Source organism: Kribbella sp. NPDC104740, assembly GCF_055583505.1.
Window position 1 is genome coordinate 1731423 of the sequence record NZ_JBVJNV010000001.1, and the last position, 19271, is coordinate 1750693.

At 66.5% G+C, this 19271-nt stretch carries 19 protein-coding genes and 1 tRNA gene; 5 read left to right on the forward strand and 15 right to left on the reverse strand.

The features are described from left to right. Positions 1–17: 17 nt before the first annotated feature. From ACZ6Z4_RS08110 to ACZ6Z4_RS08135, 6 genes are all read right to left on the reverse strand, one after another. A complete protein-coding gene (locus tag ACZ6Z4_RS08110) occupies positions 18–1061 on the reverse strand; it encodes an amidohydrolase family protein (protein WP_465559648.1) in 1044 nt (347 codons plus the stop codon). Between the two features lie 19 nt (positions 1062–1080). Then, positions 1081–1452, reverse strand: a complete 372-nt coding sequence (mimD, locus tag ACZ6Z4_RS08115) for a propane 2-monooxygenase effector subunit MimD (protein ID WP_363672869.1) — start codon at positions 1450–1452, stop codon at positions 1081–1083. Further along, the gene (locus ACZ6Z4_RS08120; protein ID WP_465559653.1) at positions 1449–2633 is read right to left on the reverse strand and encodes a ferritin family protein; all 1185 of its coding nucleotides are present in this window, start codon (positions 2631–2633) and stop codon (positions 1449–1451) included. The genes mimD and ACZ6Z4_RS08120 overlap by 4 nt, the downstream gene beginning before the upstream one ends. Beyond that, positions 2630–3700: an FAD-binding oxidoreductase gene (locus ACZ6Z4_RS08125; protein ID WP_465559657.1), complete on the reverse strand. Its 1071-nt coding sequence runs from the start codon at positions 3698–3700 to the stop codon at positions 2630–2632. Before ACZ6Z4_RS08125 ends, ACZ6Z4_RS08120 begins: the two co-directional genes overlap by 4 nt. Before the next feature lie 96 nt (positions 3701–3796). Then, the gene (locus tag ACZ6Z4_RS08130; protein ID WP_465559661.1) at positions 3797–5446 is read right to left on the reverse strand and encodes a ferritin family protein; all 1650 of its coding nucleotides are present in this window, start codon (positions 5444–5446) and stop codon (positions 3797–3799) included. A gap of 157 nt (positions 5447–5603) precedes the next feature. Next, a complete protein-coding gene (locus ACZ6Z4_RS08135; protein ID WP_465559664.1) occupies positions 5604–5837 on the reverse strand; it encodes a hypothetical protein in 234 nt (77 codons plus the stop codon). Between the two features lie 113 nt (positions 5838–5950). Here ACZ6Z4_RS08135 and ACZ6Z4_RS08140 point away from each other — a divergent pair, with 113 nt between their 5' ends. Further along, positions 5951–7732 carry a sigma-54-dependent Fis family transcriptional regulator gene (locus ACZ6Z4_RS08140; RefSeq protein ID WP_465559667.1) on the forward strand — a complete coding sequence of 594 codons (1782 nt, stop codon included), beginning with the start codon at positions 5951–5953 and terminating at the stop codon, positions 7730–7732. Here ACZ6Z4_RS08140 and ACZ6Z4_RS08145 read toward each other — a convergent pair. Then, the gene (locus ACZ6Z4_RS08145) at positions 7729–8982 is read right to left on the reverse strand and encodes an MFS transporter (RefSeq protein ID WP_465559670.1); all 1254 of its coding nucleotides are present in this window, start codon (positions 8980–8982) and stop codon (positions 7729–7731) included. The genes ACZ6Z4_RS08140 and ACZ6Z4_RS08145 overlap by 4 nt on opposite strands. A gap of 56 nt (positions 8983–9038) precedes the next feature. On the opposite strand from ACZ6Z4_RS08145, the gene ACZ6Z4_RS08150 reads away from it, so the two are divergent. Next, positions 9039–10013 (forward strand): ArsR/SmtB family transcription factor, encoded by a 975-nt coding sequence (locus ACZ6Z4_RS08150; RefSeq protein ID WP_465559673.1) that lies wholly within the window; start codon positions 9039–9041, stop codon positions 10011–10013. 115 nt (positions 10014–10128) lie between these two features. Here ACZ6Z4_RS08150 and ACZ6Z4_RS08155 read toward each other — a convergent pair whose 3' ends face one another. The 7 genes from ACZ6Z4_RS08155 to bcp all read right to left on the reverse strand — a co-directional run bounded on the left by ACZ6Z4_RS08155 (position 10129) and on the right by bcp (position 17041). Beyond that, positions 10129–11496, reverse strand: a complete 1368-nt coding sequence (locus tag ACZ6Z4_RS08155; protein ID WP_465559676.1) for a hypothetical protein — start codon at positions 11494–11496, stop codon at positions 10129–10131. Positions 11497–12130: 634 nt separating this feature from the next. Next, on the reverse strand, positions 12131–12997 hold the full coding sequence (locus ACZ6Z4_RS08160; protein WP_465559679.1) for a helix-turn-helix domain-containing protein: 867 nt from the start codon (positions 12995–12997) through the stop codon (positions 12131–12133). A 10-nt stretch (positions 12998–13007) separates the two neighbouring features. Further along, entirely contained in the window at positions 13008–13553 is a 546-nt protein-coding gene (locus ACZ6Z4_RS08165) for a DUF6879 family protein (RefSeq protein WP_465559683.1), read from the reverse strand. Further along, complete coding sequence (locus ACZ6Z4_RS08170) at positions 13550–13786, reverse strand: hypothetical protein (RefSeq protein ID WP_465559686.1); 237 nt, start codon at positions 13784–13786, stop codon at positions 13550–13552. The genes ACZ6Z4_RS08165 and ACZ6Z4_RS08170 overlap by 4 nt, the downstream gene beginning before the upstream one ends. 689 nt (positions 13787–14475) lie before the next feature. Further along, positions 14476–14556, reverse strand: a tRNA-Leu gene (locus ACZ6Z4_RS08175). A gap of 43 nt (positions 14557–14599) precedes the next feature. Continuing rightward, on the reverse strand, positions 14600–16243 hold the full coding sequence (locus tag ACZ6Z4_RS08180; RefSeq protein WP_465559689.1) for a VWA domain-containing protein: 1644 nt from the start codon (positions 16241–16243) through the stop codon (positions 14600–14602). A 330-nt stretch (positions 16244–16573) separates the two neighbouring features. Then, a complete protein-coding gene (gene bcp / locus ACZ6Z4_RS08185; protein ID WP_465559692.1) occupies positions 16574–17041 on the reverse strand; it encodes a thioredoxin-dependent thiol peroxidase in 468 nt (155 codons plus the stop codon). Positions 17042–17206: 165 nt separating this feature from the next. Between bcp and ACZ6Z4_RS08190 the strand changes: the two genes are divergently transcribed. From ACZ6Z4_RS08190 to ACZ6Z4_RS08200, 3 genes are read left to right on the forward strand one after another with little or no spacing between them, the layout of a single operon-like run. After that, a complete protein-coding gene (locus ACZ6Z4_RS08190; protein ID WP_465559695.1) occupies positions 17207–18250 on the forward strand; it encodes a glucose 1-dehydrogenase in 1044 nt (347 codons plus the stop codon). A gap of 44 nt (positions 18251–18294) precedes the next feature. Then, positions 18295–18558: a DUF3618 domain-containing protein gene (locus tag ACZ6Z4_RS08195; RefSeq protein WP_363672839.1), complete on the forward strand. Its 264-nt coding sequence runs from the start codon at positions 18295–18297 to the stop codon at positions 18556–18558. Continuing rightward, positions 18555–18893 carry a GroES family chaperonin gene (locus tag ACZ6Z4_RS08200; RefSeq protein ID WP_425553113.1) on the forward strand — a complete coding sequence of 113 codons (339 nt, stop codon included), beginning with the start codon at positions 18555–18557 and terminating at the stop codon, positions 18891–18893. The genes ACZ6Z4_RS08195 and ACZ6Z4_RS08200 overlap by 4 nt, the downstream gene beginning before the upstream one ends. Here the strand turns inward: ACZ6Z4_RS08200 and ACZ6Z4_RS08205 are convergent. Beyond that, positions 18890–19267, reverse strand: coding sequence for a DoxX family protein (locus ACZ6Z4_RS08205; protein WP_465559700.1), 378 nt, complete (start codon positions 19265–19267; stop codon positions 18890–18892). The two genes, ACZ6Z4_RS08200 and ACZ6Z4_RS08205, sit on opposite strands and share 4 nt — an antisense overlap. Between the last annotated feature and the right edge of the window lie 4 nt (positions 19268–19271).

The window sequence follows — 19271 nt, forward strand, 5'->3', positions numbered from 1 at the left end:
CTGCGTGGCCGTCGTCATTACTGGGTGACCAGCTTCGCGTCGTCCTGCGCGGCCGGCTCGGCGTCGCGCAGCTGCAGCTCGTCGGGCACCTTGAGGTCGTACAGCTTGGCCGCGTTCAGCCCGAGGATCTTCTTCTTGCCCTCGACGCCGAGGCGCGGGTAGTCGGCGAACTCCGGGAGGTCCGGGAAGTCCCAGTCCACGAAGCCCTCGATCTGCCACTTCGGCTCCCAGATGCCGTAGTCGCTGCCGAAGGTCATCTTGTCCTCGCCGACCCAGAACAGCAGCTCGCCCATCACCTTGTTGAAGAAGTGCGGACGGGCCGCCATCAGGCCGCCGATCACCACTGACAGCCCGGCGTACACGTTGGGCTCCTGGGTGGCCATGAAGCAGAAGTCCTCGATCCGCGGCAGGCCGACGTGCTCGACGATGAAGTTGAGCTCGGGGAAGTCGGTCGCGGCGTGGTCGATGTCGGAGACGTCGAACGCGTCCTTGTCCAGCGGCCAGATGGTGGGGCCCTTGTGGACGTGGATGTTCTTGATCCCCAGCTCCTGGGCCCGGGCGAGGTACGTGTACGCGGCCGGGTCGGTGAGCTTGTACCCGCGCGACCCCGCGTTCCACTCGGCCGTGTAGAGCTTCACACCCTTCGACCCGTACCGCTCGACGTTGCGCGCCAGCTCCTCCAGGCCGGCGTCACCGTCGCGTGGGTCGAACCGGGTGTTCAGCACGAACATCCCCGGGTGCTTCTCGCCGAGGTCGGCGTTCTGCTCGGTGGTGTTGAAACCCTCCGTGTACCACTCCTTCAGGTACGTCGGCTGGAAGATCGCGACGTCCACGTAGCCGTCCTCGAAGACGTCCTTCATCAGGTCGTCGTGGGTGTAGCTCATGAACTTCTCGATGGTCCAGTGGGTCTCCTTCGGGGCGAGCGACTGGTACGCGTGGAAGCACTCGATCCATCCCTTGGCGTACTGCTCGGCACCCGGCACCCAGTTGTCCGGGCCGGCCTTCCACATGTGCATGTGGCTGTCGACCACGAAGTACTTCTCGCCGTTGTGCTCGTACACGGTTCCCCTCCTGAGCTGGTCAGCGGGTGGTCAGGTCGAAGCCGATGTACTCGGCGGCGTCCTCGGGGTTGGCGAACATGATGGTGCGGTCGTCGAGGTGGATCATCCGCCCGTAGTGGGTGGACATGTTCTCCTCGAACTGGGCCGCGTCGAAGAAGCCCTGCTCCTCGCCGAGCGCCTCGGAGATCTCGTCGTAGACGACCTCCATCTTGCCGACCGCGTCGACCCGGATCATCGACGGCAGCGGCGTCACGGTGACGTTGTCCTCGGCACTCATCACCTCGGCCACCACCGCGCCGACCTGGTTGTTCATCAGCGTGAAACCGCACCGATTGGACGGGGTGTTGTCGGACTTGAACGGGCTCTCTGCGGTGGTGAAGGTGGTGCTCACAGTCCCAGCTCCTTGGGTTCGGTGAGGCCCAACCCGGTGACGATGCCGCTGAAGCGGCTCTTCACCCGGTCCAGCCCGTCCTCGAATCGGGGCGGCTTGGTGTCCGGCTGCGACCACAGCGGCTGCAGCTTGCGGGCGGCGCTGATCGACCGCTCGGTCCAGGTGGCCAGCCAGTCCTGCAGGAGCGCCTTGTTGTGGTCGGCGAACTCCTTGTCGTTGGTGAGCAGCTCGAACATCGCCTTCGTGTAGCGCAGGTCGCGCTCGGCGAAGTCGTACTCGGCCGCGCCGACCACGGTCGGCGTCACGAAGTCGCCGTTGCCGGGGGCCGCGTGCTGGACCAGTTGGCTGCGGAACAGCTCACCGACCAGTGGCTCGAACACGACGTTGGCGGCGAAGATCGCCTCGCACCAGTCGTCGATCCCGGTCAGCTGCTCGGCCACTTCGCGGACTCCCTGCCAGGCCGGGTCGGAGTTCCAGGTCTCCAGGTGCGCCTTGCCGTCGAAGTCCTCGATCTCCTCGCTCAGCGTCAGGTTGTAGAGAGCGAGATCTTGGGCGGCCCGGATCCGGTGCATGCTGTTCACCGAGATCGCGTTGTTGTGCATGTTGGTGGGCGCCCGCCGGTTGGCGTTCGCGAACAGGTACAGCCCGAGGCCGTGGTCGACGTGCATCCAGGCGCCGACGTGCTGCTCGACGAAGCGGATCCAGTTCCGGTTCCACTGCTCGAAGGCCTTGGACTGCCGGGCCGCCTCGACGTTCTGGGTCACCTGCCGGACGACGTTGGAGTTGTACCGGTAGAGCGTCATCTCCCACTCTTCGTTGGGATCGCGGAACTCGTGCCAGCCGGTCGACGGCCACTCCTTCACGATCATGCCGCCGGTGCCCGGCCCGCGCTGCGGTGAGGGCTGGTCCGAGCCCCACGCCTTCAGCTGGGTCCACTCCAGCGGGTAGCCGCCGCGACCGTCCGCGAAGCCGTACAGCCAGCCCTGCGTCAGGTAGTGCCGCGGGTCCGGCTGGACGTCGACCGTGACGTCCTCGTAGTGGCTCTGCTTGCGCTTCTGCGGGGTGTAGTAGTTGTACCGGCGGGCCGTCGAGTCCGGGAAGACCTTGGCGCCGGCCTCGGCGTCGGTGAAGACCGGCTGCGGCACGCTGCGTGCCTGCGGGGATTCCTGTGTGGTCGTCATCTGGCTTCTTCCTCCAGCGCGGGATCACCGGCGTCGCCGGTGGTGGTGAACTTGTCGTAGAAGATGCGCTTCTGGGCGACCCCCAGCCGTTCCAGCAGGGGGAGCGCGGCCTCGACCATCGGCGGCGGGCCGCAGACGTAGGCGTCGGCCCCGTCGAGGTCGTCCTCGTACCGGGCGACGACGTCGGTGATCAGGCCGACCTCGCCGTCCCACTCGTCGTCACCGGCCGGTTCGGACAGCGCCGGCAGGTAGCGGAAGTCGGGAAGGGTCGCGGCCAGCGACCGCAGCTCCTCGTCGAAGCACAGGTCGCGCAGCCCGCGCGCGCCGTAGTAGAAGGTCGTCGGCCGGTCGATCGCCCGTTCGGCCATCGACCGCAGCAGCGACAGGATCGGGGCCATCCCCGCCCCGCCGCCGAGGAACACCAGCCGGGCGCCGGGGTTGTCGCGCAGGGTGAAGACCCCGAACGGCCCGGTCAGGTCCAGCCGGTCGCCGACCGCGACGCGCTCGTCCAGGTACGACGAGAACAGCCCGCCCGGGTAGATCTTGATCACGAACTCGAGCTGGCCGCCCTCGCGGCTGGACGTGTTCGCCATCGAGAACGACCGGGTGGCCCGCGTCCCGGGGACGGTGATGTCGACGTACTGGCCCGGGAAGTACTTCAGCTCGCCGGGTTCCAGCAGCCGCAGGACCAGGTGCCGCATGTCGTGGGTGACCGCGGTGTTCGCGACCACCTCGGCGACGGCCTCCTGGATCGGCAGGCCGGACCTGATCATGTCCGCGTCGTAGTTGAGCAGCTCGATGGTGAGGTCCTCGTAGGCGTGCGCCCGGCACAGCAGCGTGTAGCCCTCGGACAGCTCGTAGTCCGGCAGCGCGAACGTCGAGTACCGGTCGAGCTCGAGGTCGTCACCGTCGAGCACGAACGACTTGCACGACGAGCACTGCCCTTCCTTGCAGCCGTGCATCAGCATCACGCCCTGCTCGGCCGCGGCCCGCAGGATGGTCTGGTTCTCGTCGACCTCGATCTCGATGCCGACCGGTTCGAACCGTACGACGTGCTTGTCGCCCATGGCTCCTCGGCTCCTCGCAGCTGCTCGTGCGCCGGCGAAACGGACCTGGGGGAGGGCGAGCGGGGGTCTCGCCCTCCCTGGTGGAGGGGTCGTGCGTCAGTTGTCGACCGGGGCCCGGCCCGCGGGACCGCCGCGTACGTAACGGGCCGCGAAGGCCGTCCGCTGGTCGTCGGTCATCTCGTTCAGCAGCACGTTCGGGCTCTGCAGCGGGGGACAGCGCCGCAGATGGTCGAGCGTCCACATCTTGTCGGGGTTCAGGTCGAGGTGCGGCTGGGCGACCATCGTCTTGCCGTCGTCACGGACGAAGCCCATGTCGGACACCACGTCGGCCCAGTTCCAGCCGTGGTACAGCGTCTCCCACTCGCGGTGGCCGATCAGCTGCCCCATGTTCGGCGTCTGCCGGCCCTGGTACGTCGGCCGGAAGGCGGTCTCGTCGGTCCACCTGCACATCTCGTGGCAGTACGTGCGCCACTGGCCGTCGACCTCGGCCATCACCATGTCCTCACGGACCAGGCACGGCACCATGCAGGTCCAGCAGCGGTGCGGGTACTCGTAGTCGACGTCCTCGAAGACGATCGGGTTGTGCCCGTTCGGCGTGGCCAGCCGGTTGTAGTTCTCCCACCACTTGCCGTACCGGTCGTACCAGCCCGGGTACTTGAACTCGAACCACTCGAAGTCCTTGTCGGTCATCGGGTCGATCCGCCAGTAGTTGGCCAGCCAGCCGGTGGCGAAGAACTGCGCGACCTCGTGCACGTAGCCCTTGTTCCAGATCTGGTTCCAGGACTCCTCGATCAGGTCGTGCGGGATCTCCAGGCCGTACTTCTCCAGCGGCACCAGGTAGCTGCGGTAGTAGTCGTCGTAGATCCAGCGCCGCCACATCTCGGCGTACGACTCACGGTCCTTGCGGCGGTCCTTGGTCCCGTACTCGATGAACGTGCCGATCGCGGCGTCGACGACGCGGTGGTTGTTCCACCACGCGTAGCGCAGGTCGCGGGCCAGCAGCTGGTGGTTGTTCTCGTCGGCCAGCGCCATCAGCAGCGTGGCGTACCCGTTGCTGATGTGCCGCGACTCGTCGGACTGGACCGAGTGGAAGACCGTCGGCAGCAGGTAGTCGCCGTTCGCGGCGGCCTCGGCCGGCATCGCGACGAACAGCGTGTTGGTGAAGGCGGTCTCGGCCACGATGGTCAGGTAGATGCTGGCCGCGGTGATCGCGTCACCGGTGATGAAGCCCTCCGCGAACTGCCGGCCGATGGTGCCGCAGTAGTCGCTCTGGAAGTTGCGCAGGCTGGAGTTGAAGCCCGCCGGGTCGATGTAGTTGTTCATGTACAGGCGCTTCAGGTTCTGCTGGATCGTCGAGTGCCGGACCTCGTCGATCATCTGGATCGCCTGACCGTTGTGCAGCTCCGGGTTCGGGACGGTCCGGAACAGCAGCGGCATCGCCCGCGCGGCCGAGATCTCGGGCAGCGGGATGATGCTCAGGAACAGCTTCTGCCACTCCAGCCAGCGCTCCTGCACCTGGCGGAACATGTTGCCCCGGATGGCGCCGTCGGACGCGCCGTACACCCGGTGGTCCTTCTCCTCCTGCATCGGGAAGTACGAGCGCAGCACCTGCTTGAGCGGGTCCTTCTTCTGCGCCTTCTGGAACGTGTAGTCGGTCCCGTACTGGGAGACGGGCTCGTGGTAGGCGGGCTCCCAGGACAGTTCCTGGATCTTCTGGTGGGCCTTCGCCACACTTTGGCGACTCATGGCACTCCTCTGTGGCTCGCTGTGGCCTCTGGCCGGGCCCCACCCCCACGGGGCCGTACGACGTGGGCTGCGCCACGTCCTGCTTGCTTTCTGCAGTACATCGCAGCCGCCGAGTGCCGGGAGGTCTCAAATTGAGACTCCGCTTGCCGGGTGGGTTTCAGTCCTTGCCGAAGACGGCGTCCCGGAGTTCGGCGAGCTCCGGGGCGGCGTCCTGCAGACTCCGGGAGTCACCCGGTACGGCGGGCCGGATACCGAGCGCGACCAGCAGCGCGGCCGCGGCCTCGCCCGGATCGCCGGCCGTCCCGAGCACCGGGTGCAGCCCGGCGTCGGCGAGCTGGTGGAAGACCGCGTTGACGACCGTCCACGGGTTGTAGCTCTCGTCGGTGGCCATCTGTCCATCAGAAACCCTGGGCGTCGCGGTGGCTGTCTCAAATTGAGACAGCCATCGGCGCCGACGTGACTACGCTGGAGGGATCGGTGCCGTTCCCGAAGCGAGGCCCCGTCATGGAGGACCTGGAGACCATTGCCGGAGACAGCGGCCGGACCGAGCAGGCCCGGCTCAGTTTCCTGACCTACGACGCCTTTCCGGTCGGCGACGTCCGCCGTCCGGTCCTCGCCTCCTGGGTCCGTTCGCGCCGCCGCAACCTGCCCGCGGACCGGATCGAGCTCCCGTACGTCTCTGACCCCGACCTCGACCAGCCGCTCGCGCGCAGCGCCGACCCGGTCCTGCTACGGCTGCACGAGCACCTCGACGGCCAGCCGATCAGCGTCATCCTGACCGAGCGGGACGGTCTCGTCCTGCGCCGCCTGACCGCCGACACCGGCCTGAGCCGGCACCTGGACCGCGTCCATCTCGCCCCGGGCTTCAGCTATTCGGAGCAGTTCGCCGGCACCAACGGCATCGGTACGGCGCTCGAACGCGGCGGCCCGATGCACGTGTTCGGGCACGAGCACTACGCCGAGGACCTCGAGGACCTGGCCTGCGCCGGCGTACCGATCAAGCACCCGATCACCGGCAAGACCGTCGGCGCGATCGACCTGACCTGCTGGCGCAAGGACGCCGGCTCGCTGCTGATCGCGCTGGCGAAGACCACAGCCGACCAGATCCGCGCCGCGCTGATGCGCGACTGCTCGGCCCGCCAGCAGGAGCTCGTCGAGCAGTACCTGCAGGCCGGACGGCGTACGGCGGACATGGTGCTCGCCTTCGAGGGCGACCTGCTGGTGATGAACACCAACGCCCGCCGCAACCTCGACAACAGCGACCAGGCCGCCATCCTCGCCCACGGCACCGATCTCCTGTCTGCGGGCCGCACCGCCGTAGCGGTGGAACTCCCCAGCGGCAGCCGAGTCCGCATCACCTGCCGCCCTGTCCCAGAAGGCGTCCGCACCACCGCCGCCGTCCTCCAGGTCACACCCCTAGCTCCAGGCCTGGGCGTCATGACCGTCCGCGCCAGCCGCCCACCCCCACGCCCCGAGCTCCCCGGCATGGTCGGCCGCAGCGGCCCCTGGCTGGCCTGCTGCCGCGACGTCGACAACGCCTACCGCGCCGGCCAGTGGATCGTCCTCACCGGCGAAACCGGTACCGGCAAGGCTGCGCTGGCCCGCGCCGCCCACCAGCAGAACAACCCAGCCGGCGCCCTCGCCGTACTGGACGCTGCCACTGACACCCCAGCCGATGTGGCGGCCGAACTCTCGGACGAAAACGTTCAAGCATTGGTCATCCGCCACACCGAACACCTGACTCCACCCCAACTGGACGACTTGGTCGGGGTCTTCTACACAGCCCTCGAATCCCGCCGAACCGACCCACCGTGGGTCGCGTTGACCCTCACCACCACAACCACCACAGACCCCGACCTAGGAGACCTACTCCCGCTCTTCCCCCTGACGGTCCCGGTCCCACCCCTACGCCACCACGCCGACGACATCCGCGAGCTGGTCCCTTTCTTCCTGAGCCAACTGAGCCGCGGCGACCTCCGCTGCTCTCCCGAGGCCCTCCACCAACTCCTCCGCTCCGCCTGGCCCGGCAACACCGCCGAACTCCACCGAGTCCTCAACCAGATCGTCCGCCACCGGCGGCGTACCGGCCAGGTAGTCCTCACCGACCTCCCCACCGACCTCCAGTCCGTAAGCCGCCGAAGCCTCAGCCCGCTTGAGGCTTTGGAGCGAGACGCGATCCTGCGCAGCCTCCTGGACAACAACGGCAACCGCCGCGAGGCGGCGCGGGCGCTGGGGATGTCTCGCGCAACCATCTACCGAAAGATCCACGACTACGGCATTCGCTAGGCGCTGGTAGGCGCTGCGGGCACTCTGGCTCTTCCTGCTGGGCTGACAGCGGCGCGGTTGGCGACCACACCCGTCGCAGTACCTGCGGCTGCGAACAGCACCCCGAGCCCGATCCACCCACCCACGCCCTGATCAACGGCCGTCGTGGTGACAACCGCCGGCCCAAGCATCAACGCCAGCGCATGCCCGGTCTGACTGAGACCTTGGTACGCACCAGCCCGCGCAGGATCGGCGAGCTCGAACGCCATCCCCCAACTGCCTGCTTCCCCCTTGGTCTCCGCCGCGGAGGAGGCAAGCGCACCAAGCAGCAACACGACGGTCGCCGCGACAGCACCGAGCTGGCCCGCTGTGGCGAACAGCAGGCAGGCGATCAAGAGGAGCAACCCTGCCCGGCGTACGGATTGCCCAGCAGTGCGAACGTTCTGCGTCCCCCGCGACGCGCGAATCTGGAACAGCGCCACATACGCAGTGTTGACCAGCAGCAACGCCGACACGACCACCGTCGGCGCCTCGGTGTGGTCCGCCACCCACAACGGAATCCCGACCGACGTCAGCCCGAAGTGAATCGCAACCACCGCGTTCAACAGCGTCGACGCCACATAGGTCCGGTCGCGCATCGGCGACGGCCCACGCGGTACGCCGGACGCGGCCGAGACATCCATCCGCGCAGCAAGCCCGGCGACCCTCCGCCGCAGACCGATCAGCGGAAGCGCCCCGAGCAGCGTGAGCACGCCGACCACAACGATCGTGACCCGGTACGCCGTCGCCGTGTCGACCAGCAGGGCCAAACTCGCCAGCAACGTGCCGACACCCATCAGCACATTCATCACCACCCGCAGCCTCGCCCGAACAGCGACCCGCTCCGGCCCGACGTACCAGCGAGCGAGCATCGTCATCTGCGCGGTGCCCTGCAGCCCGCGGGTAGTCGACACGAACACGGCCACGGCTAGGAATGTGATGAGGTCTCCGGCAAACGCGTAAGCCAGCAACGAGACCCCGTTGCCCGCCAACGCCCACTGCTGCAGGCGATCCGCTCCCCACCGATCACTCAACCGCCCACCGACGTACGACGCCACCACCCCGAACCCACCCGCGACGGTGAGCCCGATGCCGATCGCGGCCGGCGACAACCCGACGCCCCGCGTGAAGTAAAGAGCGCTGACCGCGAAGAACATCCCCCGCGACAACGACAAGGCGGCAACAGCAGACGCAAGCGCCCGCTCGACAGGATCCTTCAGAAGTTGAGCCACCGTGCAGTTGTCGCACCACCCGCCACCGCACCGCCAACGATGTAGCGTATTACTTCATGATCGAGTACGACCTCGCCGCCAACGACCTAGGCGAAGTCCGCTTCGCGATCTCCCCGCTGAACGAACTGGTCCTCTCCCTTCGCGCCCTCAGAGACCCCGGCCGCTTCCCCCTGCAACTGCCCTGGCTCCGAGCCACCGAGCCCGCCCGCTCCCAACTGAACCTGGACCTCCTCCTCGCCCTCTCGAACGAGAACCTCTGGGTCCCCGACTTCCTCACCCCACGCCCCCACACCCCACTGGGCCGAATCGAAGACGAGTTCGCCGCCGTGTCCGCCACCCCGTCCTCGGTACTCCGAACCGACCTGGCGAGCGTCCACCCCGACTCCCTACCCCCAGCACTCCGCGGCCGCCCCGACCGAGTCCTCACCCGAATCCTCGCCGCCCTCTCGCAGTACTGGGAAACCTGCTTCACCCCGTACTGGCCAAGGATGCGCACCATCCTCGAGTCCGACGTCGTCTACCGAGGCCGAGTCATCGCCCAATCAGGCCTGGCCGCCATGTTCACCGACATCAGCCCCCAGGTCCGCCTCACCGGCCTGACCCTCCAAATAGTCCTCCGCACAGACCTCACCTACCGCACCTCCGCCGCCGGCCGAGGCCTGACCCTCGTCCCCAGCCTCTTCAGCCGCAGAGCCTCCACCCCCATCTCGGCGGAAGAACCACCCCACCTCATGTATCCAGCCCGAGGCCTGGCCACCTTGTGGGAAACCCACCCAACCCCCACCCCAAAAGCCCTCACCAACCTCATAGGCCAATCCCGAACCCGCCTACTAACCCTCCTCGAAACCCCCACCTCCTCAACAGAACTAGCCGTCCGCCTCAACGTCACCCCCACCGCAATCAACCAACACCTCAGAGCCCTCCACACCGCCGGCCTCCTCACGAAGGCCCGCCACGGCCGCTCAGTCCTCTACTACCGCTCAGACCTCGGCGACCAACTGCTCCATCGCGGGACAGCGCCCGCACGATGACCACAGCACCCACCCGCCCTCGACTCCCACGCACTGGCGAGGCCTGCCATGAGAAACGAATCCAACGAAAGTGAAGCGTGCGCAAGCACAAGCCATCTAGATACACCGACTTGCGCTATACAAGGCTTCCGATCACGACGAGGTCGGAGCCGATGCCGACGGCAGAGGCCCGGGCGGAGTTCAGCATGTTCTCCACTAGATGCATTCGCATGAGGTCAGCGTTGTCAGTTGGAACCGTGTCCGATCTCAACCGGTGATAGGTGCTCTGACTGACATGTGGCTGCACGATCACAACTTGGTGACCATCAGTCGCGTTACGCAGTTCCAAGGCTTCGAGGAAGTCGGCACGGTCCTTCGATCGAACGCCCTCGGTCCAGCAGCCGGGGCGGTCGACTGGCGGGCTACCAAGCTTGGCCCGAAGACGTTCGACGTCGTTGAAGATCAGGTTTTTCACCGCTTGCCCCACTACGACTTCGAAGGCTGACGCCGATACTCGCCGCGTTGATGATGCACTGTTCGCGCCCTTGACGTGGATTGCGCTGAGCATGCCATCGGGGGCGATGTGGAGGAAGTCCGCAGCTTCTCCAGACCCGTCGTCACAGGTGAGCCAGCCTTGATTGAAGTGCTCCACGACCCAGCTGAACAACGAGGCGTCGCCGTCTTTTGCAACAAGATCATGGATCTCCTGTTGTGCTGACACCTCGGGATCTTCTCCTCGGGGGGTCGGCTTCTCCCGGTCGAGATCGAACCGTTCGAAGTTCGCGAACATCCAGTTGCCGAATGGAGCGACCGGGACTTTGTCTCTCCAGATCCGGCCGTCCGCGAAGGTGTGGCCAGATCGGTAGTAGATCGTCAACAGTTCCGTATGTTCGAGCGCGTCGAGGATCTGTCGCGCGACCGGCGGATTGCTCGGATTGTTCGGCTTTACCGCGAAGCCTATGCTGAGGTCGAATCCGTCGTCGGACGGCTTGGGTACGATGGCGAGCGATCCGCTGATCGAGTCGTCGAATCCGACATCGACAACGAGATCTGCGGAGTCACTCCTGCCGTGTACACCGATCACCGAGTCCTGCAAAGTCTCGGCGGCAGCTATCAACTCCTCTCCTGCACCCGGCAGGTTCGGCAGATCGTCGGGTGGCGGCGTGGTGACCTCGTATGCTCCGAAGACGCCGGTCAGGTCATCCGCTGCCCGCGACAAATGGGGTAGGCCGTGGCCGGCGCTGAGACCGCTGGCCAGCTCGCCTTCTAGCAAGCTAAGCAGTTCGCTGACGGCGGAAGCGAACGTGATGAAGTCTGTCGACGCCTTGAGCCATACGGACGATCGTCGCGGCGTCGTACCAACTGTTCCCTGAAGTGAGGTTCGGTCAGGATCGTCCTCAAGCAGTGCCTTCGCAGATCCCATCGCGTAGCCCGCATCTTCGAATGGGCTGAGCGCGTTCTGAAGACGAACTCCGCTGATGGTCTTCGTGTCAGGCTTGGTCATGCGACGTTGATGCGTGTTCCGCAACCAGAGCCCTTTCGACTCACCGCGCAGCAAAGCACTCTCGAGGACTTCCGGCGGAATCCGGCGCGCGGCGGGCCGAGGTGCTTTGTCCAACCACCGTTGAAGTCGATCAACGACAAGAGGGTCAGCGTGGATCGCGACCAGTCGCTCTCGGCGAAGTAGAACGGTCAAGTAGTTGGTCGTGTCTCCGAACCCTGAGTCGGGCTTTGCCCAACCCGGATGACTGCGAACTTCGCGGACGAAACCAGACAGTTGATCGATTCCTGATTCGGCTAACCCGCGAAGATCGTGGTCGGAGGCCAGATCAGCAGTGCCCTCGCTGACAATCCTCTCGACGCGGCCCGTACGCGATCGCACCCCGGCTCGCAACTTGACATTGGCTGTGGCGAATATGGAGGCAGGATCCTCACCTGTGCACTCAAGCACAACTACCGAGATGTAGGGCCGTAGGGAACCCCAGGTCATCTTCTTGAGCTTCTCACCAGTCAACAGCGGTCTCCCCCCCGGAGAGCGAATCGCGCCTTTCAGGCGTTGATTCGACGCTACTCCGAGTTACCGGGCTCGGGTGGGTGGTACGGCGTGCCTCCCAGCGCTGTTGCCAGAGAGGTGGAGTTCAAGATTGCCGATTACCGCCCCGGTGATCGAGAGTGCGGGTGAGCAGTAACCGGGCGTCGGTTCCGTACATCGCGGCCTTCGCTAGGTGGCCGAAGACTCGTTCGTAGGCGGCGATTTCGTCCGACTGGTTGATGTTCAGTACGGCGGTTAAGAGCTCTACGACGACCAATGCGTTGTCGTAGAGGTAGAAGCCGTGGGCTGGAGCTACTGGCAGCGGGGTTTCGAACGGGATGATGCCGACGCGGATGGTCGGGACCGTCGTCATCGCGATGAGGTGGCCGAGCTGTCCGGTCATGACGTCGGGTGGGCAGAGGTGGTAGCGGAGGACGGCTTCGGTCATGACGAAGTGGAACTTGCGGTCGCCGTGGTGCAGGGCCTGTTGGCGTGACATGCGGGCGGCGATTGCCTCGTCGACCTCGGCCTCGCTGGTCGGCGCGCCGCGGTCGGTGTCGCCGGCGTCTCCTTCGGCGAAGCGGTAGCGGGCGTACTCGGGGGTCTGCAGGAGGCCTGGAACGAAGCAGGGTTCGAAGTTGCGGGTGATCGTTGTCTTGGACTCGATCTCAGCGATGGTGCGCTGGCGTGACGGGAGGCCGGTGCGGAACATTCGGCGGAACTCGACGTACTGCTGTTCGAGGGAGCGGAGGGAGGCCGTGAGGTCACCGATTGCGGCTGGCTGGCCGCAGATGCGTGCCCACTCTTTGAGGTCGGGATCCGACGGAGTCTGACGGCCGGCTTCGAGCTTCGAAATCTTCGACGGTGTCCAACCCGCTTGCGCTGCCAGGTCTCGGCCGGTGAGCTGGGCGTCCAGGCGCATGTCGCGAAGACGGTTGCCGAGGGCTTCCCTGGCGCGTTGGAAACTGGACACCCACGCTCGCTTACTGGTCGTTGTGCCGGCGGAGGTACTCGACCCGCGGTACGGCGAACCGTCGGGCGACGTCACGGTGGTACGCGTGCTCGACCACCGTCGCGGGATCCGTGATGAGGTCCGCACCCAGAAGGACATCATCATCGTTGAAGCGAAGGATGCACATCTTGTGCGAGTCGAGCAGCCAGTAGTCGTAGTCCGGGAGCTCGAGTTCCTTGGCTTGATCGCGCGACAGGTAGCGAATGTCCTCACCGGCGGCGACGTTGAGCCGGGAGAGGTTCAATCCGAAGTGGGTGTAGTCGGACCAGGGTTCTGAGACGACACGAACCCGGCCGATCTGCTGGCCCTCCAGCGTGCGCCGCAGGACCATGCCCATCCAGTCCTCCATCCACGAGTCATCGGCAGGCTCACCTGCGAGGAATCGGCGGATGTGCTCGGCCTCTCCGTCCGCGGCGTAGGCGTCTCGGACCTCGAGGCGCCAGGCGGTGTGCTGATAGCTGCGGGCGAACTGGACGAACTCGGGTCCGGCCTCGACGAAGGTGCTTTCGTTGGTCACGCCGTCCGGCCGGTGTGGTGCGCGACGATCATGTCGGCGAGGTCCGTGGTGATGATCACCGCGTCTTCACCCGACGGCGGGAAGTTGACGAGCTGGGCGCGTGCCTCGGGGCTGGTCAGTGTGTACCCCTGCACGATGTACCGGCCGTCGTCGGTGTCGTAGAACGACGGGCTTCCGTCCTTGCCGCTGTTTGTCGTTCCGACATGCTTCAGCTGCTTCGGTTGCTCGACCATGCGAGTCTCCTGAGGGGTGAGGTCGAAGAGGTGGCCCTTCAAGGTTGGCCGCTGGGAAGAGGGCGAGTCAACGTCCTCGCGAGAAATTCGAAGCAACTTTCTTCGACGCTCGGTGATCGATGGTTAGCGTTCTGCTCACGGTCAGGGCGTCGGTGATGCTCTGCGCGAGCGACTCCTCTGTCCTGACGTCCTGGCCGATCCATCGTTTGTGCAAGGGGAGACGGCTGTGAGTGGTGGGAGGGATCGATCGAGGACCGCGGCAGTCGCGTACGTCTGCCGAGAGCTCCTGGTCGATGACCAAGCACTGCAGGAACTGGAATGCCGGATCGGCGACTTCGCAGAACTGAGTGGGTTGTACGTATGCCGCATCTTTATCGAGGAAGCGGTGAGGAGACCGACCGCCTTCGGAGCGCTGGTGGAGTACCTCGTTGACTCCGGGGATGCTGCGGTGCTTGTGCCCAGTCGGCTGCATTTTGCTGTGCACAGTCCGCGGCACGACATCCGGCGTCTCTTCGAGTGGGCGACTGGCGCTCGGGTACTCGTTATGTGAACCCGCACCCGAGAGACAGCCTCAGCCACAGACCACCCAACTATATTTTTCTTTTGTGCTTCTTTTCTGTTTTTCTTATTTCTTTGGTTCTTGTTTTGGTGTTCCTTGGCTCTCCGTTGGGTTGCCTTTGTTCCACCTGTGCCAGAGGCGGGACTTGAACCCGCACGCCCGAGGGCACCGGCACCTAAAGCCGGCGTGTCTGCCGTTCCACCACTCTGGCTGGGACTGCTCCCCAGGAGGTTAGCCTAGGGAGCAGTCCGGGGTCAGCGGTTCTGCAGGGCGTCGATGAAGACGTCCTGGAGGTCCGTGGGGTTGCGGGCGACGTAGCTCTGGCCGCCGGTGGCCTGGGCCAGGCGCTTGAGCTCGGTCTCGTCGGCGTCGGGGCCGATGCCGAGGGCGATGATGCGGACCGGGCGGGCCGGGTCCTTCAGGCCTTCGAGGATCTGCAGGGCGCGGTCGAGGCTGACGCTGCCGGGGTCGTCGTTCTTGCCGTCGGTGAAGAGCAGGACGGTGTTGACGGCGCCGGAGTTGTACTGGCTGCGGACTTCCTTGATCGCGGCGATCGCCGTGTCGTAGAGGCCGGTGCCGCCGCCGACGCGGGCCGACTGGGACTTCAGGTTGTTGATCATCTGCTGCCGGTGGCCCGGGGTCAGCTTGCCGATCGGGACCAGTTTCTTGAAGTCGGCCTGTTCGGGGCCGATCTTCGTCGAGAACACCCACAGGCCGAGTTCGGCCGAGTCGGGGAACAGCGTGAGGCCGCTGCCCGCGGCCTCGATGGTCAGCTGCATCCGGGTCTTGGCGCTGCCCGGGACCTTCTCGGCCATCGAGCCGGACACGTCGATGACGGCCAGCGAGTGGGCCGACAGCGACAGCGTCGTCCAGCTCTGGATGGCCTTCTCGATCGCGGTCGGGGTCGGCTTGGTCAGCTGGGTGATGTCGCCGACGCCGCGGCCTTCGCCGAGCGGGCTCATCAGCGCGTCCCGGAAGCCGGCGTCGTCGCGGGACTGGCCGACGGCGTCGGAGAGCATCTGCTCGCCGAGCGCGCGGCCGGCCTGGGTGACCGCCTCGGTGTTGTTCTTGGCGGTGACCACGACCGGGTAGTCCATCAGCAGCGTGCCGGTCTTCGGCACGATCGCCTTCACCTGCGCCGCCGGGTTCTCGTCCTGGTACTTGACGAACGCCTGCTCCGACATCGGTACGACGACGGAGCTGCCCTCGCTGGACGCCCGGCTGAGCGGCCCGGACACCTCGGTGTACTGCTTCGGCATCGAGCCGAGCCGCTGCGCGAGCGGGACCAGCACCTTGGCGACCTGGCTGTTCGACGCCGACGTCTTCGCCCGCTCAGCCTGTACGGCGAGCAGCGCGAGCGCGCCCGACGACTGCTTCAGGGGGTCGAGCAGCGCCGGCTGGGTTGCGGCGAAGAGGCCTAGCCACGACGAGGTGTTCGCGAAGTTCTCGGAGCGTCCGACCAGGACCAGCGGCGACGTCGCGAGCGACGGGACCGCGATGCTCGGGATCGACTCGCCGTCGTCGGCGCGGCCGACCCACAGCGAGGAGTCCGGCACCCACAGGTCGGGCCGGCTCTCACCGTTGTTCGGATCGCTGCTCGAGATGTCCTGGGCCACCGACGCGGACTGGGCCGCGGTGATGGTGAACTGCAGGCACGGGTTCCCGTCCTCACCACCCTTGGCCATCAGCGCCTTGGTCGCCTGGTCCAGTTGCGGCTGGAACTCGGGCGTCGTGCTGAGTTTGATCTGGGTCGGCTCGTCACACTTGCCACCCAGCAAACCGTCGGCGCCGGACTCGGATCCGAAGGAGCGGACCACGAACACGGCACCCAGCGAGAGCACCAAGAGACCGACGGCGGTCAGGTACACCGGTCGGCGGTTGTTGTTACTTCGCGTCACCGCAGAGGAATGTTTTCCCATCGCGGCAGGTCCCTCCCTCCCAGAGGCAGACTGCGCGCGCAGATTACCCGGTTTGCACTGGTCAGGGCCAAGGTCGCCGACCACCGTGACCGCACCGGGACAAGCCCGTTATTGAACCCCGGGCGGCTCCGGAGTACTGGTCGGTCCCGGTTGAGCGCGAAAGGTCACTGAGGGTAGCGCGGAAATCGCGGTCCGCTCAGGACGCGATGTGATCCAGATCACAGACACAGATTCGCTCAAACGACCGTTCCATGGACCACCGCCGTGAAAGCTTCGAAGGTTTCCCTTCGCCGAACTGAGCGCGGCGTCTCAGAGACCGAGATCGCGGCGCAGTTTGGCGACGTGCCCGGTGGCCTTCACGTTGTACTGCGCGACCGCGATCTTGCCCTCGCCGTCGACGACGAAGGTCGACCGGATCACCCCGGTCACCTTCTTCCCGTACATGGTCTTCTCGCCGAAGGCCCCGTACGCCGACAAGACCTCCTTGTCCGGGTCGCTGAGCAGCGGGAACGTCACGCCGTCGTGCTCGCGGAACTTCTGCAGCTTGGCCGGCTTGTCGGGCGAGATCCCCAGTACGGCGTACCCGGCGGCGGCCAGCGAGTCGAGCGAGTCGCGGAAGTCGCAGGCCTGCTTGGTGCAGCCCGGGGTCATCGCGGCCGGGTAGAAGTAGACGATCACGTTCTTGCCGCGCAGGTCGCTCAGCGAGACCTCGTTGCCGTCGGCGTCGGGCAGGGTGAACTCGGGGGCGGCGTCTCCGACGGACAGGCGCTCGGACATGACTGGGTCCTTCCTCGGCAACGCGACGGCACAACTGGGTGATTGTCCGACATTCTGCCGTACGCCGGAAGCCGCGTCGCGAGGGGCTCCTGTGACACCTGGGACAACGATGCGGTACGGCGAGGGGGCTTGCGCGCGAGGACCGGGCAGGAGTGGAGTGGGCGCATGCGGGCGATGACGGTGGTTCCGGGCAAGGCTGGCTCAGCGTCCGTCGGCGAGGTCGCCGAACCGCCCGAGTCCGACGGCACGATGCTCGTCGAGGGGGTGCTGGCCGGGATCTGCGGCACCGACCTGGAGCTGGTCTCCGGAGAGTTCGGCAGCGGCCGGGCCGGGGCTGACCGGCTGGTGCTCGGGCACGAGTCGCTGGGCCAGGTGCTGGAGGCTCCTGTGGGCTCCGGGTTCGCCAGTGGGGACCTGGTCGCCGGGATCGTCAGGCGGCCCGACCCGGAGCCCTGCCCGGCCTGTGCGCGTGGCGAGTGGGACTTCTGCCGCAACGGGCTCTACACCGAGCGCGGGATCAAGGGGAACGACGGGTACGGCGCTGAGCGGTGGCGGGTCGACCCCTACTTCGCCGTACGGGTGCCTGGTGAGCTGGGGCGGCTCGGCGTACTCGTGGAGCCCGCCAGCATCCTCACCAAGGCGTGGGAGCAGGTGGACCACGTCGGCGGGCGCTCCTGGTACGAGCCGAAGCAGGTGCTGGTCACTGGTGCTGGTCCGATCGGTCTGCTGGCTGCACTGATCGCTGCACAGCGCGGGTACGACGTACACGTGCTGGACCGGTCTGACGAGGGCCCCAAGCCGCAGCTGGTCCGGGACCTCGGCGGGACGTTCATTACCGAGCTGAGCGAGCTGCAGGTGCAGCCGGATGTAGTGATCGAGGCGACCGGCGCTGGTCCGGTAGTGGTCGAGGCGGCCAAGCTGCTCGCGCCGGCTGGGGTCATGTGTCTGGCTGGGATCTCACCGGGGCCAGCCAAGGTAGAGGTGCAGATGGACGCACTGGTGCGGCAGCTCGTCGTACGGAACGCTGCGCTGGTCGGGACGGTCAACGCTGCGAAGCGGCACTACGCGGACGCGGTGGAGGTGCTGCTGGCGGCCGACCGGAGCTGGCTGGAGCGGCTGATCACGCGGACCGTTCCGCTGTCGGACTGGCCGAGCGCGCTGACCAAGAACGCCGACGACATCAAGGTGGTCGTGGACCTGCGGGCGTGACCTGCGAGGATGGGAACAGTTGCTGGTCGTAACGAGGAGGACAGGTGTCGGACACGCAAGCTCGTGGTACCGAGCAGATCGAGGCGGACATCGCCGCCACCCGTGCGCGACTGGCCTCGACCGTGGACGAGCTGGTCGACCGCGCGCACCCGAAGAACGTCGCCAAGCGGCAGGTCGAGCAGGCGAAGGCGCAGGTCTTCGACGAGCGCGGCGAGCTGCGCACGCAGAAGCTGGTCGCCGTCGGAGCCGCGGTGGTCGGTGTGGTCGGGATGCTGCTGGTGATCCGCAAGCTGGTGGGCCGCCGGTGACCCCTCGCAAGCGTCTGTCCGACGACAAGCTGCCGATCCGGATGCTGCACGACCGGGTCCTGGTCTCGCTCGAGGTCGAGGGGGAGCGGAAGTCCTCGGCGGGTATCCTGATCCCGGCGACCGCCCAGATGGGCCGCCGGCTGGCGTGGGCGAAGGTGGTCGCGATCGGCGCCAACGTGCGTACGGTCGAGGTCGACGACCGGGTCCTGTTCGACCCGGAGGACCGCGCGGAGGTCGAGGTGCGTGGCGACGACTACGTGCTGCTCCGCGAGCGAGACCTGCACGCAGTCGCCGCCAACCGCCTGGAAGACGGCCAGACCGGCCTTTATCTCTAGAAGCTGTTCGGGCCGAAGCGGAAGATCGCCAGTACGACGGCCAGCGCGAGTACGACGACGTTGATCGGCAGCGTCTTGTACTCGTTGCGGCGCAGGTGAGTGACCAGAGCGCCGGCCATGATCACCGCGAGGCCGACCGCGGCCAGCGGGACCAGGACCGGCGCGATGTCCAGGAGCGCGGGCAGGATCACGCCGAGCGCGCCCAGGACCTCGACCGCGCCGATGAACTTCAGCGTTCCGGCGGAGAAGTCCTCGGTCCACTTCATGTTCGGGTTCGCACCCAGCTTGGCCTTGGACTGGGACAGCTTGCTCGCGCCGGCGGCGAGGAAGAAGGCGGCCAGGACCCCGGCGACGATCCACAGAAAGACGTTCATGTCC